This is a genomic window from Parasphingorhabdus pacifica (genome assembly GCF_054779195.1).
Genome location: NZ_BAAGYS010000004.1, coordinates 65,659 through 78,540, shown reverse-complemented (window position 1 = coordinate 78,540; position 12,882 = coordinate 65,659). Strand labels below are relative to the sequence as shown.

Genomic DNA, 12,882 nt, shown 5'->3' with positions numbered 1-12,882 from the left:
GCTCGGAGTAGGAACCATCCGATACCAGTGCAGGCGGCTGACACTTCCGGCGATGTTCAACCTCAGTGCGCGGGCCTCCCTTTCCCGAGTGACCAACCCGATCGGCGCGGGGCTGGTGCGCCTCGGCCTGTCCCCGAACACGGTCACGGTGGTGGGCACCGCGGCCAGTGTGGGGTCGGCGCTGTGGTTCTTCCCGAGGGGAGAGCTGTTCGTCGGCACGGTCGTGGTGGCGGTTTTCCTGCTCTTCGACATCCTCGACGGTGCGATGGCGCGGGCCGGGGGCCAGGCCACGCGGTTCGGCGGAGTGCTCGACGCGAGTTGTGATCGCATCGCCGACGGTGCGTTGTTCGGGACGTTGGTGTGGTGGGCGCTGGTCGTGGACGGGAGCCGTTCGCGCGGTCTGGCCCTGCTGATCTGCCTGGTGGCCGCGCAGGTGATCTCATACGTGAAGGCCAGGGCGGAGGCGAACGGCCTGCGGGCCGAGGGCGGGTTGGCCGAACGCGCCGAGCGGTTCGTGGTCGTCCTGGTGGGTACGGGATTGCACGGGCTGGGAGTGCCGTACGTCCTCGATCTCGCCGTGTGGCTGCTCGTGGTCCTCTCGCTGATCACCATCGTGCAGCGGTTGGTAGCCGTCCACCGGAGCTCGTGACTCGAGAGAGGGTGTAGTTCGCAAGCCCCGGAGTTATCCGCGGGGAAGCGTCAGATCCGCGAGTGCTTCAACCCGGCATCGGCTCGTAGCGGTCGAACTGCCGGGTGAAGGTGGCGCTGCCGGAGCTGAGAGAGCGAACGTTCACCGAGTAACGGATCAGTTCGCTAGCGGGCACCTGGGCACGCACCACCGTCCAGCCGGTGTCGTCCGGCTCGGTGCCGACGACTTTGCCCCGTCGGCTGGACAGGTCGCCGAGGATGGCGCCGAGGTGTTCTTCGGGCAGTCGCACGGTCACGTGGTCGACCGGTTCCAGCGTGACCAGGCCGGCCTGCTCGGCGGCGGCCTTCAGCGCCAGCGCACCGGCGGTCTGGAACGCGGCGTCGGAGGAGTCCACGCTGTGCGCCTTGCCGTCGACGAGGGTGATTCGCAGGTCGACCAGCGGGGCGTTCTGGAGCCCCCGCTCGATCTGGTTGCGCACGCCTTTCTCCACGCTCGGGATGAACTGCCTGGGTACGGCACCGCCGACGACGCGGTCCAGGAACTCCACCCCACTGCCGCGCGGAAGTGGTTCGACCTCGATGTCGCACACGGCGTATTGGCCGTGTCCCCCCGACTGCTTCACGTGCTTGCCGTGTCCCTTGGCCGCCTGCCGAAAGGTCTGGCGCAGGGCGACGCGCACGGGCTCGGTGTCGACCTCGGCGCCGCCTTCGCGCAACCGCTGCAGGACCACGTCGGCGTGCGCCTCACCCATGCACCACAGCACCAGTTGGTGGGTCTCGGTGGCCCGGTCCAGTCGTAGGGTCGGATCGGCGGCGATGAGCCGGTTGAGGTTGCGGGCCAGCGCGTCCTCGTCGCTGCGGTTGTGCGCGGTGACGGCGATCGGGAGCAACGGCTCGGGCATCGACCACGGGGTCAGCAGCAGCGGGTCGCCCGGATCGGAAATCGTGTCACCGGTCTCGGCCGAGCCGACCTTGGTCAGCGCGCACAGGTCGCCTGCCACGCATCGGGGCACTTCACGAAGGCTCGAACCGACCGGCGAGTAGATGTGCGCGAGCCGCTCGTCCTCGTCGTGATCCGGGTGCCCGCGCTCCGCCATGCCGTGTCCCGAGACGTGCACGGGGCGTTCGGTGAGCAGCGTTCCGGAGAAGACCCGGGCCAGCGAGACCCGGCCGACGTAGGGATCGACCGAGGTGTGCACGACCTCCGCGGCCAGCGGGCCCGCCGGATCGGGTGTGAGCGTCCGCGGGTTCCGCCCCTTCGGGTCGGTGAACTCGGGAAGGCGGTGTTCGAGGGGGGAGGGGAAACCGCGCGCGATCCCGTCCAGCAGTTCCCGCAGCCCCACCCCGGTGCTCGCGCACACCGGTACCAGTGGGTGCAGGCCGCCTTGGGCCACTGCGGTTTCGAGGTCCGCGATGAGGGTTTCCTCGTCGATGCTCTCGCCTTCCACGTAGCGGTCCATGAGGGTTTCATCCTCGCTCTCCGAGATGATCGCCTCGATGAGCTCGGCTCGGGGACGGCTGATGCGTTCGCGGAGCGCTTCGTCCGGGGACGTGGTGGCAGAAGCTCCCGGCTCGTGGACTTGTCCGGTGAGCAGGCCGACGAGGCCGGTGACTTCGCCGCCTTCGTCGTGCGTCGGCATGTAGAGCGGCACGACACCGTTTCCGAAGGCCTGCCTGCACGCGGTCAGCGCCGCGTCGACATCGGCGCGATGCTGGTCGAGCCGGCTGATCACCACCGCGCGGGGCATGTCGACGGCAGCGCATTCGTCCCAGAGGGCGCGGGTGGCGGCATCGACCCCTTCGGCCCCCGCGACCACGAACAAGGCCGCGTCCGCGGCGCGCAGGCCGGCACGCAGCTCACCGATGAAATCGGCGTATCCGGGTGTGTCGATCAGGTTGATCTTCAGGTCGCCGTACTGCAGCGGGGCCACGGAGATCGACACGGAGCGCTGCTGCTCGACTGCGGCCGTCTCGTGGTCGCAGACGGTCGTTCCCTCGATGACGGAGCCGGCGCGGTTGATCGTCGACGTGGTGGCCAGCAGTGCTTCCACCAGGCTGGTCTTGCCGGAGGCGGAGGGGCCGACGAGCACCACGTTGCGGATCCTCGCGGGCTCGGTGGGAGCCGGTGCCGCCTGCCCTTGGGTGTTGGTGCCCTGCTTGCTGCCCATTGTTCCCCCTGCCCGAGTCCGGCCGTGGCCGCCGAGAGTTGTGTCACCGATCACACACCTGTCCTGGTGGTCGTGCAAGAGCGGTGACCGCAACGGGCGTCCGGATGCCGTTTCGGACGGCGCTCGTTCGCCTCGCCCGCAAAGTGGACTACCGGGATTGGTCGCTAGTGGCCCGTGTCAGTGGTCCAGTTTGGTCCTAACTTGGGTAGTGGCAAGCTCCGAATCGAGGAAGGACAGCAGTGACGACCGCAACCAGCAAGGCGACCGAAAACGCATCCGCCACCGGTACCGACGGGGTCAAGCGCGGTATGGCCGAGATGCTCAAGGGCGGGGTGATCATGGATGTCGTCACCCCCGAGCAGGCGAAGATCGCCGAGGAGGCCGGTGCTGCGGCGGTGATGGCGCTGGAACGAGTGCCCGCCGACATCCGGGTGCAGGGCGGTGTGGCCCGCATGTCGGACCCCGACATGATCGACGGCATCGTCGAGGCCGTGTCCATCCCGGTGATGGCCAAGGCGCGGATCGGCCACTTCGTCGAGGCGCAGGTGCTGCAGTCGCTCGGAGTCGACTACATCGACGAATCCGAGGTGCTGACCCCGGCCGACGAGGCCAACCACATCGACAAGTGGGCGTTCACCGTCCCGTTCGTGTGCGGCGCCACCAACCTCGGGGAAGCGCTGCGACGCATTTCCGAAGGTGCGGCGATGATCCGTTCCAAGGGTGAGGCAGGAACGGGCAACGTCGTCGAGGCCACCACGCACATGCGGCAGATCCGCGCCGACATCCGGCGGCTGTCCGTGCTTTCCGACGACGAGCTGTTCGTCGCGGCCAAGGAGCACAGGGCGCCGGTCGATCTCGTCCGAGAGGTCGCCCGCAGCGGGAAGCTCCCGGTCGTGCTGTTCACCGCGGGCGGTATCGCCACGCCTGCTGATGCGGCGATGATGCGTCAGCTCGGTGCGGAGGGCGTTTTCGTCGGGTCGGGGATCTTCAAGTCGGGCAACCCCGCGCAGCGAGCCGAGTCGATCGTGAAGGCCGCGACCTTCTACGACGACCCGGACGTGGTGGCCAAGGTCTCGCGTGGGCTCGGCGAGGCGATGGTCGGTCTCAACGTCGAAGACCTCCCCGAGGAGCAGCGCTACGCCCAGCGTGGTTGGTGAGCGCGCGCACGGTGGCGGTCAGTTGTGCTCCATGACCAGGACCGCCGTCGTGCCGGCAGTCAGTGCTTCGTAGGTGTGCGCGACGGAGCCGGAGAACGACACGTAGTCGCCGGGTTCGAGTTCGACCGGGCACTCGCGCGGGCCGACGCGGAGTCGGCCCGCGGTGAGGATGACGTGTTCGATGCTGCCCGGGATGTGCGGGTCGGCATCGCGAGCCGCTCCCGGCTCTATGCCCAGGGTGTAGAGGTCGCGGCGGGACCCGGCGGGAGCTGAGGTGAGTAGCGCTGCGGCGAACGGGGAGTGCTCCGATCGAACCACGGGTGCGTCGCCCGCTCTGATCACCCGGATCTCGGGTGCGGGTGGTTCGACGAGCTTGCCGAACGGCACTCCGAGGGCCACCGCGAGCGCCCAGAGGGTCTCGACGCTGGGGTTTCCGGCGCCGGATTCGAGTTGCGAGAGCGTCGACTTGGCCACGCCCGCGCGTTTGGCGAGCTCGGACAGCGACAACTTCGTGCGGCCCCGCTCGCGTCGCAGCGCGGCGGCGATGATCTCCAGGGGTGTGGGTTGGGACTTGTCGGTCATTCGTTCGTCCTGCCGGTCACTTTGTTCGCCTTGACGAACAGACGTCCAGGTGTTCAACATAGCGAACCATGAGTCCGTTATGGCGAACAACCCTGGATCCGTTGTGGCGAGACGTGTTGTCGATGGCCGTCGCCATGGGGCTCGTCGCCGCCTCGCTCGGTGCCATCGCGGTCAGCAAGGGCGTCCCGCTGTGGCTGATCACCGTGATGGGGTTGGCCGTGTTCGCCGGGGGATCCGAGTTCATGGCCGTGGGCTTGATGACCAGTGGAGCGGCCCCGATCACCGCCGTGGTGGGTGGTCTCATGCTCAACACGAGGCACTTCCCGTTCGGGCTCGCCGTCGGTGACCTGCTGGGCAGTGGCAAGCTGACCAGGATCTTCGGCAGCCACATCATGGTGGACGAAGCCGTCGCCTTCGCTCTGGCCGAAGACGACCCGGCAAGAAAGAAGCGGGCGTACTGGACGGCAGGGCTCGTCCTGTACTGCACCTGGGCACCCTCGATCTTCCTCGGCGGCCTGCTCGGTCGGCACATCGGCGATCCCGCAGACCTCGGCCTGGACGCGGCTCTCCCAGCCGCGATCCTGGCGCTGATCATGCCCTCGTTGCGGGATCGGCCGACGCTGCGCGCGGTCGTCGTCGGGGCGGGAATCGCCCTCGTGACCGCGCCCCTGCTGCCGGAAGGGCTCCCGGTGATGTGCGCGCTGCTCGGGGTCGCGGCGGCCCTGCCCGTGCCGGGCTGCCGCCGCAGTGAGGCAGGAGTCGGACGATGACCGTCGGAGTGGTGCTGTGCTTGGCGATCGGCACGTACGCCCTGCGGGTGGCCGGGCCGATGCTGCGTGACCGCATGCGGGTCTCCGCGCGGGTCGAAACCCTGATGTCGATCGCGGCGATCGTGCTGCTCGGTGCGTTCGTGGTCGTCAGCACGGCCTGGGAAGCGGGCGAACCCGCTGGGTGGGCGCGGTTCGCCGGGGTGGTCGCGGCAGGCGTGCTCGCCGCGCTGCGGGCGCCCTTCGTGCTGGTGGTGGTGACCGCAGCCGTGGCCACCGCGATGCTCAGGGCATTCGGGCTCGCCTGAGCGCGCGTGGGGCGGGAAGCATCCGCGCCCGTTCTCCGTGCGCGGATGCGCGCACGACCGAATTCGATGGATGAAGATGGGGAAGTGTTTCGTTGAACAACGACATGGGACATGTTTCCACCGCCCGACCGGTCATCGGCGTCCTCGCCCTGCAGGGCGGGGTGGCCGAACACCTCGGCGCGTTGGAGCGCAGCGGAGCGGAAGCCGTTCCGGTGCGGCGCCCGGAAGAACTGGCCGCTGTGCACGGCCTGGTCCTGCCCGGCGGTGAATCCACCACCATCACGCGCCTGCTCGACTCGTTCGAGCTGTACGAGCCGTTGCGGGAGCGCCTCAAGGCGGGCATGCCCGCATTCGGTTCGTGCGCGGGCATGGTCCTGCTGGCCGGTGAAGTTCTCGACGACAAGACCGCCGGGCGATCGGCGGTCCGCCCGCTGGGGGCTCTCGATGTGGTGGTCCGGCGCAACGCCTTCGGCAGGCAGATCGACTCCTTCGAAGCCGATCTCGACTTCACCGGAGTCGATGGCGGAGCTGTCCACGCGGTGTTCATCCGGGCGCCGTGGGTGGAGAAGATCGGCGCCGACGTGGAGGTGTTGGCGAGGACCGAAGCCACCGGAAAGGTACGGAACGGGCCGCAGGTCACACCGCTCGGCGATGACGCCGGTACGATTGTCGCGGTTCAGCAGGGGCCGGTGCTCGCGACAGCGTTCCACCCGGAGCTGGTCGGCGGGGACGACCGCGTGCACGGTTATTTCGTGCGCACCGTCCGAGCGGGCTGAAAGCAATGCGCGTGCCGCGCGGGTTCGCGCGGCCGTACGAAGACGGAGGAGAGATGAGCGGCCACTCCAAGTGGGCCACCACCAAGCACAAGAAGGCCGCCCTCGACGCCAAGCGCGGCAAGCTTTTCGCAAAGCTGATCAAGAACGTCGAGGTCGCCGCGCGCACCGGTGGGGGCGACCCGGAAGGCAATCCCACCCTCTACGACGCCATGCAGAAGGCGCGGAAGAACTCGGTGCCGCAGGACAACATCGAGCGCGCCCGCAAGCGTGGCGCCGGTGAGGAAGCCGGCGGTGCCGACTGGCAGAGCGTGATGTACGAGGGCTACGCGCCCAACGGCGTTGCCGTCCTGGTCGAGTGCCTGACCGACAACCGCAACCGTGCGGCCGGTGACGTTCGCACGGCGATGACTCGCAACGGCGGTTCGATGGCTGATGCGGGCTCGGTGTCCTACCTGTTCAGCCGCCGAGGCGTGCTGATCGTGCCGAAGAACGGGCTGACCGAGGACGATGTGCTCGGAGCCGTCCTGGATGCCGGAGCCGAAGAGGTCAACGACCTCGGTGAGAGCTTCGAGGTGCTCACCGACCCGAGCGACCTGGTCAACGTTCGCAAGGCGGTGCAGGCAGCTGGGATCGAGTACGACTCATCCGAGACGAGCTTCCTCGCCTCGGTGAACGTCGCACTCGAAGCCGAGGGCGCCCGCAAGGTGTTCAAGCTGATCGATTCGCTGGAAGACTGCGACGACGTGCAGAACGTCTATGCCAACTTCGACGTGTCGGACGACGTGATGGCCGAGGTCAACGCGTAACGATCCGCGCTCGGCGCACTCGTCCAGGCGGGGTGTGGGAACTCTTCTACCGGACCCGGTAGAAGAGTTCCCACACTCGCGTCTGCCTCTCCCGAGATGCGTCTCTGCACTGCTCCGTTCGTTCCGGACGCACTGTGATCGGTCGGTTTCCGCAGGTGATCCGCTCGGTGTGGCACGGGACTCAGCCGTTCTCGGCTATCGCCCATTCGGGGAGTGGATGGGCAGAATGTCCGCGTGGCCGAGACGCAAGAAAATCTGCGCAAGTGGTTGATCAACACCGCCGAGCACCACGGTGCGGCCGTGATGCACGTGGCGGGAGATGAGCAGGGAGCGCCGTACGCGTTCTCGGTGGGCGCCTGGCGGCGCTTCGGCAGGCCCGAGGTGGTGGCGATCGGTCTGCCCAAGGACGTCGCACACGCGGTGATCAACACCTACGTGCAGCGGGTCGGGGCGGGGGAGCGGTTCGCGCCGGGGTACCTCTACGAGGGGTTCCTGCAGGGCTGCCCGATGACGGTGGAGACGGTCGCCAAAACGCATTACCCGGAATACCTGGGCAGCGCGTTCGCGGTGTACGCGGGCCCGGGGTTCCCGGCGCTGCAGCTGATCGCCGCCACGCCGGAGGGGCGGTTTCCTTGGCACGCCGATGCGCCGGAGGGGTTCGCCGCCTACCAGCCGGTGCTGACCGAGAGCGGTGCACCGGAGAGCTGGACACCGGGTGTCGACGGCCCCTGACCCTCGGACTTCGCGGGTTCCGCTCCGGATCGTGGCCGCCCTACCCACGGGTGATCATGCGCGCGTGTCGTTGCTCCTCGCTCCGGGGCGGCCGGGTAAGATTCGAACGAATGTTCACTGCCGGCGGCGAGAGGTGACCGCGTGCGCGTTTTGGGAGTCGACCCCGGCCTGACCCGCTGCGGGATCGGTGTGGTCGACGGAGGTCGCGGACGTCAGGTCACCTGCGTGGCGGTCGGAGTGGCCCGCAGCGCCGCCGATGCGGAGCTGTCCCATCGCCTGATGAACATCGGCGACGAGGTGGAACGATGGCTGGAGGCGCACCGGCCCGAGGTGGTGGCCATCGAGCGCGTCTTCAGCCAGCACAACGTCCGCACGGTGATGGGGACCGCTCAGGTTTCCGGCGTGGTGGCGCTGTCCGCGGCGCGGCGCGGCATACCTGTCGCATTTCACACGCCGAGCGAGGTGAAGGCGGCGGTCAGCGGATCAGGGCGTGCGAATAAGGACCAGGTCACGGCTATGATCACGAAGATCCTCGGATTGGATGCACCGCCGAAACCCGCCGATGCGGCCGACGCTCTCGCGCTGGGGGTCTGCCACCTGTGGCGAGCTCCGATGGCCGGTCGTCTCGCCGAAGCCGAGGAGCGGGCCGCTGAGCTCGCGCGCAACCACAAGGCGAAGCTGCAGCAGGCGACCCGGTCGGCCACGCAGCGCCCCTCGAACCGAACGGAAGGATTCCGACGATGATTGCCTCGGTGCGGGGCCCGGTGCTGTCCGTCGGCCTGGATCATGCCGTGATCGAGGTCAGCGGTGTGGGCATGGCCGTGTACGCGACCCCCGCGACGCTGTCGGGGCTCCGGCGCGGTGAGGAGGCGCAGCTGTCGACCGCGCTAATCGTGCGGGAGGACTCGCTCACGCTCTACGGGTTCACCGATCCCGAATCACGGGATCTCTTCAGCTTGTTGCAGACTGCCTCCGGCGTCGGCCCGAGGCTCGCGCTCGCCACGTTGGCCGTGCTCTCACCCGACCAGCTCTCGGACGCGCTCTCCGACGGGAACCTGACCACGCTCACCCAGGTGCCGGGCATCGGTAAGAAGAGCGCCGAGCGGCTCATCCTGGAGCTGCGGGACAAGGTCGGAGCACTCGCCGGGACGGGCCTCGAACCCTCCGGCGCGGCCGACCACGGCCGACTGCGGAGCGAGGTTTCCGAAGCCCTGGTGGGGCTGGGTTTCTCGGCCAAGCAGGCCGAGCAGACCGTCGAAACCGTGCTCGGAGCCGAGGACGCACCCGCCGAGACATCGGCCGTGCTGCGCAAGGCGCTGGCGACGTTGGGACCGAAGAATTGAACCGACACGTGATCGTGCGGGTGGCGTGATGTACGACGACGATTCGACCGGTCTCGGCCCTGCCGGTGCCGCCGGTCCGGTGCCGGTCGACAACGGTGCCGAAGTGGATCTGACCCCGCACCAGGCATCGGCGGAGCAGGACGTCGAAACGACCCTGCGTCCGCGCAAGCTCGCGGAGTTCGTCGGTCAGCCGCGCGTGCGTGAACAGCTCGAACTGGTGCTGCACGGTGCGCTCAACCGGGGCGATCAGCCCGACCACGTGCTGTTCTCCGGGCCGCCGGGGCTGGGCAAGACGAGCCTGGCGATGATCATCGCCACGGAGCTCGGGGCCTCTATTCGCGTCACTTCGGGTCCCGCGCTGGAACGCCCCGGCGACCTCGCGGCCATGCTCTCCAACCTGGCCGAGGGCGACGTGCTGTTCATCGACGAAATCCACCGGATCGCCCGGCCCGCCGAGGAGATGCTCTACCTCGCGATGGAGGACTACCGGGTCGACATCGTCGTGGGAAAGGGGCCGGGAGCCACCAGCATTCCGCTGGAAATCGCCCCGTTCACCTTGGTCGGAGCGACCACCCGGTCCGGTTCGCTCACCGGTCCGCTTCGGGACCGCTTCGGGTTCACCGCCCACATGGAGTTCTACACGCCGGGCGAGTTGGAACTGGTCATCCGCCGGTCCGCGAGCATTCTCGGAGTCGACCTGCACGCGGACGGTGGCACCGAGATCGCCCGGCGCTCACGAGGCACTCCCCGGATCGCCAATCGACTTCTGCGCAGGGTGCGGGATTACGCGGAGGTGCGGGCGGACGGAGCGGTTACGCTGGAAGTGGCCCGGTCGGCGCTGGAGGTCTACGACGTGGACGAACTGGGGCTCGATCGGTTGGACCGAGCGGTCCTCAGCGCCCTCGTCCGATCGTTCAACGGTGGGCCGGTGGGAATCTCGACGCTGGCCGTCGCCGTGGGTGAGGAATCCACGACGGTGGAAGAGGTGTGCGAGCCCTACCTGGTGCGAGCGGGCATGCTCGCCCGAACCCCACGAGGGCGGGTCGCCACGGCCGCGTGCTGGCATCACCTGGGGGTCAGCCCCCCGCCGCAGGCGCCCGGGGAACCGCAACCGGACCTTTTCGCCGAGTAGTAAGGTGCCCGGCACCTCAGGTGCTGCTGGCACACTGGAGAACGTACATCCGAACAATTCGGGCGCTGTAGTTCGCAGGCTGGACCTGGCGTCCGCCGAACGGAGCAACATGGAATCCCTGTTCTTTCCCCTGCTGATCGCCCTGATCGCGGTGCCGATGTTCTTGCAGGCCCGCAAGCAGAAGAAGACCATGCAAGAGCAGCAGAAGATGCAGAACTCGCTCGTCGTCGGCGACCGGGTCATGACGACTTCGGGGCTCTACGGCACAGTCGTCGGCACCACCGAGGAGTCCATCGATCTGGAAATCGCCTCGGACATCGTCACGACCTGGGTGCGCGCCGCCGTACGGGAGAAGGTCAACCCCGACGCCGCCGACACCGAGGAGAACGAGGACGACTCGGACGAGACGGCCGAGGCCGTCGAGACCCGCGACGCGGACAAGACCGACGAGTCCGTGACCGAGAACGCCGAGGCCGAGAAGCAGAAGGCCAACTGAGCGATCGGTTTCAGTAGGGCCGGGGCCCGTCGGTAGACGTGGGGCCTCGGTCGGTCCGATCGGCATCAGCCGGCTCCGGTGTGGCCGCCGCGCCCCGAGGTGTTCGGCCCGAGGATTCGGCATCAGGGTGCGCACCAGCCACGGCGCGTTCGCCGGGAGCATTCCGCCCTGGCGAACGCGCCGGTGAACGTTTCAGCGAGCCGTGTCGCCCCGGTCCGAACGCGGTGACGCGTGGGCTGCAAAACTGGTAGACAGGACCTCGTCATGATCGTCTCGGGCCGTTGCCCGAGCGCGTTTCGGTGGTGACGGCACCACCGGAATCAGCTTCCGGGCGCGTCCCGGGGGTGAACACCGACTTCGACACAAGCATGTGGACAGGAGACCGACGCACCGTGGCACCTCCGGCCGGGCAGATTCGCCCAGGGCGTTACCTCGGTATTTTCGCGCTGATCGTGGTGGCGCTGTACTCGCTGGTGTTCTTCACCGGTGATCAAAAGCCGACCCCGAAGCTCGGCATCGACCTGCAGGGAGGTACGCGGGTCACGCTCACGGCCCGCACCCCGGACGGTCAACCCCCCACCAACGAGTCGCTCGACCAAGCCCGGCAGATCATCGAGACGCGCGTCAACGGCATGGGCGTCAGCGGTTCCGAGGTCACTCGGGACGGTACGAACCTCGTGATCACCGTCCCGGGTGAGGGTGGTGAGGAAGCCAAGCAGCTGGGGCAGACCGCCGAACTGAACTTCCGCAAGGTCGTTCCGAACATGGTGGTACCGGCCGATCCGAACGCGCCGCCGCCTCCGGGCGACGAAGAACCGGCGGATCCCGAGCAGCAGCAGGCTGCGATCGCCGCGGCGAAGGAAACGCGGCAGAGCACCGATCCCAAGGTGCAGATGCAGGCCCTGCAGGAGCTCAACTGCGCGGCCGAGGACCCCCTGCGCGGAAACGCCGACCCGAAGCTCCCGTTGGTGGCCTGCGATCAGGAGGGCGCGAGGAAGTACGTGCTCGAACCTGTGTTCCTGCCTGGTGACCAGGTCGCGAACGCGATGGCGGTGCCGCCTCAGCAGGGCCAGCCCGGCTGGACGGTCAACCTGGAGTTCAAGGGCGAGGGTGCCGGAACCTGGGCGGACTTCACCTCCACCAACATCGGTCAGCAGGCGGCGTTCGTACTCGATGGTGAGGTCGTCTCGGCACCGAGGATCAACGAGGCGTTGCTGGACGGCAGCGCGAACATCAGCGGTCAGTTCAACCAGCAGAGCGCTACGGACCTGGCGGAGATCCTCAAGTACGGTTCGCTACCGCTGGCATTCGACCAGTCCGAGGCGAACACGGTCTCGGCCACGCTCGGTGTGGCGTCGCTGAAAGCGGGCTTGATCGCCGGTGGTATCGGTCTGATCCTCGTCGCCGCGTACTGTCTGCTCTACTACCGATTGCTGGGCATCCTGACGATCCTCTCGCTGGTGCTTTCCGGCGGGATCGTCTACGCGGTACTGGTGCTGCTCGGGCGCTGGATCGGATTCACCTTGGACATCGCCGGTGTCGCCGGGTTCATCATCGCCATCGGCATCACCGCGGACTCGTTCATCGTGTTCTTCGAACGGCTCAAGGACGAGATCCGCGAGGGCCGGACCTTCCGGTCCGCGGTACCCAGGGCCTGGCCGCGAGCGCGCCGAACCATCCTCTCGGCCGACGCCGTGAGTTTCCTCGCCGCCGCCGTGCTCTACGTGCTCGCGGTCGGCCAGGTGAAGGGCTTCGCGTTCACCCTGGGCATGTCGACGGTCCTCGACCTGATCGTCGTCTTCCTCGTGACACACCCGCTCGTGGCGATGGTGTCGAAGCACAAGACCTTGTCCAAACCCGCGTTCTCCGGCCTGGGCGCTGTCCAGCGGATGGGCGAGAAGAACCGGGCCGCGCGCAAGTTGGCCGGGAAGAAGAACACGTCGGCCACTACCCCTAGGGAGGCGTGA

At 68.0% G+C, this 12,882-nt stretch carries 14 protein-coding genes; 12 read left to right on the top strand and 2 right to left on the bottom strand.

Annotated elements, in window-relative coordinates; all coding sequences use genetic code 11:
• Positions 1-52: 52 nt before the first annotated feature.
• Complete coding sequence (gene pgsA, locus ACYVAN_RS04330; RefSeq protein ID WP_460955877.1) at positions 53-649, top strand: phosphatidylinositol phosphate synthase; 597 nt, start codon at positions 53-55, stop codon at positions 647-649.
• A gap of 67 nt (positions 650-716) precedes the next feature.
• Here the strand turns inward: pgsA and ACYVAN_RS04325 are convergent, their stop codons facing one another.
• Positions 717-2,816: an elongation factor G-like protein EF-G2 gene (locus ACYVAN_RS04325; protein WP_460955875.1), complete on the bottom strand. Its 2,100-nt coding sequence runs from the start codon at positions 2,814-2,816 to the stop codon at positions 717-719.
• A gap of 239 nt (positions 2,817-3,055) precedes the next feature.
• Between ACYVAN_RS04325 and pdxS the strand changes: the two genes are divergently transcribed.
• The gene (pdxS, locus tag ACYVAN_RS04320; protein ID WP_460955873.1) at positions 3,056-3,973 is read left to right on the top strand and encodes a pyridoxal 5'-phosphate synthase lyase subunit PdxS; all 918 of its coding nucleotides are present in this window, start codon (positions 3,056-3,058) and stop codon (positions 3,971-3,973) included.
• 18 nt (positions 3,974-3,991) lie between these two features.
• Here pdxS and ACYVAN_RS04315 read toward each other — a convergent pair whose 3' ends face one another.
• Positions 3,992-4,555, bottom strand: a complete 564-nt coding sequence (locus ACYVAN_RS04315) for a helix-turn-helix domain-containing protein (protein WP_460955871.1) — start codon at positions 4,553-4,555, stop codon at positions 3,992-3,994.
• Between the two features lie 68 nt (positions 4,556-4,623).
• Here ACYVAN_RS04315 and ACYVAN_RS04310 point away from each other — a divergent pair, with 68 nt between their 5' ends.
• The 10 genes from ACYVAN_RS04310 to secD all read left to right on the top strand — a co-directional run bounded on the left by ACYVAN_RS04310 (position 4,624) and on the right by secD (position 12,882).
• The gene (locus ACYVAN_RS04310; protein ID WP_460955869.1) at positions 4,624-5,325 is read left to right on the top strand and encodes an AzlC family ABC transporter permease; all 702 of its coding nucleotides are present in this window, start codon (positions 4,624-4,626) and stop codon (positions 5,323-5,325) included.
• Positions 5,322-5,630, top strand: coding sequence for an AzlD domain-containing protein (locus ACYVAN_RS04305; RefSeq protein ID WP_460955867.1), 309 nt, complete (start codon positions 5,322-5,324; stop codon positions 5,628-5,630). Before ACYVAN_RS04310 ends, ACYVAN_RS04305 begins: the two co-directional genes overlap by 4 nt.
• 92 nt (positions 5,631-5,722) lie before the next feature.
• Positions 5,723-6,406 (top strand): pyridoxal 5'-phosphate synthase glutaminase subunit PdxT, encoded by a 684-nt coding sequence (gene pdxT / locus ACYVAN_RS04300; RefSeq protein WP_460955865.1) that lies wholly within the window; start codon positions 5,723-5,725, stop codon positions 6,404-6,406.
• A gap of 53 nt (positions 6,407-6,459) precedes the next feature.
• Positions 6,460-7,212 carry a YebC/PmpR family DNA-binding transcriptional regulator gene (locus ACYVAN_RS04295; RefSeq protein ID WP_460955863.1) on the top strand — a complete coding sequence of 251 codons (753 nt, stop codon included), beginning with the start codon at positions 6,460-6,462 and terminating at the stop codon, positions 7,210-7,212.
• Between the two features lie 234 nt (positions 7,213-7,446).
• Positions 7,447-7,944 carry a DUF4262 domain-containing protein gene (locus ACYVAN_RS04290; protein ID WP_460955861.1) on the top strand — a complete coding sequence of 166 codons (498 nt, stop codon included), beginning with the start codon at positions 7,447-7,449 and terminating at the stop codon, positions 7,942-7,944.
• A gap of 141 nt (positions 7,945-8,085) precedes the next feature.
• Positions 8,086-8,688, top strand: a complete 603-nt coding sequence (locus ACYVAN_RS04285) for a crossover junction endodeoxyribonuclease RuvC (protein WP_460955859.1) — start codon at positions 8,086-8,088, stop codon at positions 8,686-8,688.
• Positions 8,685-9,287, top strand: a complete 603-nt coding sequence (ruvA, locus tag ACYVAN_RS04280) for a Holliday junction branch migration protein RuvA (protein ID WP_460955857.1) — start codon at positions 8,685-8,687, stop codon at positions 9,285-9,287. The genes ACYVAN_RS04285 and ruvA overlap by 4 nt, the downstream gene beginning before the upstream one ends.
• A 28-nt stretch (positions 9,288-9,315) precedes the next feature.
• On the top strand, positions 9,316-10,419 hold the full coding sequence (gene ruvB, locus ACYVAN_RS04275; RefSeq protein ID WP_460955855.1) for a Holliday junction branch migration DNA helicase RuvB: 1,104 nt from the start codon (positions 9,316-9,318) through the stop codon (positions 10,417-10,419).
• Positions 10,420-10,528: 109 nt separating this feature from the next.
• Positions 10,529-10,915 (top strand): preprotein translocase subunit YajC, encoded by a 387-nt coding sequence (gene yajC, locus ACYVAN_RS04270; protein ID WP_460955853.1) that lies wholly within the window; start codon positions 10,529-10,531, stop codon positions 10,913-10,915.
• Between the two features lie 392 nt (positions 10,916-11,307).
• Positions 11,308-12,882 carry a protein translocase subunit SecD gene (gene secD / locus ACYVAN_RS04265; protein WP_460955851.1) on the top strand — a complete coding sequence of 525 codons (1,575 nt, stop codon included), beginning with the start codon at positions 11,308-11,310 and terminating at the stop codon, positions 12,880-12,882.

What these genes read in the sequence shown, in the direction of transcription:
- pgsA (WP_460955877.1), top strand. Translation starts at nt 53, where the DNA reads ATGTTCAACCTCAGTGCGCGGGCCTCCCTTTCCCGAGTGACCAACCCG.
- ACYVAN_RS04325 (WP_460955875.1), bottom strand. Translation starts at nt 2,816, where the DNA reads ATGGGCAGCAAGCAGGGCACCAACACCCAAGGGCAGGCGGCACCGGCT.
- ACYVAN_RS04315 (WP_460955871.1), bottom strand. Translation starts at nt 4,555, where the DNA reads ATGACCGACAAGTCCCAACCCACACCCCTGGAGATCATCGCCGCCGCG.
- ACYVAN_RS04310 (WP_460955869.1), top strand. Translation starts at nt 4,624, where the DNA reads ATGAGTCCGTTATGGCGAACAACCCTGGATCCGTTGTGGCGAGACGTG.
- ACYVAN_RS04305 (WP_460955867.1), top strand. Translation starts at nt 5,322, where the DNA reads ATGACCGTCGGAGTGGTGCTGTGCTTGGCGATCGGCACGTACGCCCTG.
- ACYVAN_RS04295 (WP_460955863.1), top strand. Translation starts at nt 6,460, where the DNA reads ATGAGCGGCCACTCCAAGTGGGCCACCACCAAGCACAAGAAGGCCGCC.
- ruvA (WP_460955857.1), top strand. Translation starts at nt 8,685, where the DNA reads ATGATTGCCTCGGTGCGGGGCCCGGTGCTGTCCGTCGGCCTGGATCAT.
- ruvB (WP_460955855.1), top strand. Translation starts at nt 9,316, where the DNA reads ATGTACGACGACGATTCGACCGGTCTCGGCCCTGCCGGTGCCGCCGGT.
- yajC (WP_460955853.1), top strand. Translation starts at nt 10,529, where the DNA reads ATGGAATCCCTGTTCTTTCCCCTGCTGATCGCCCTGATCGCGGTGCCG.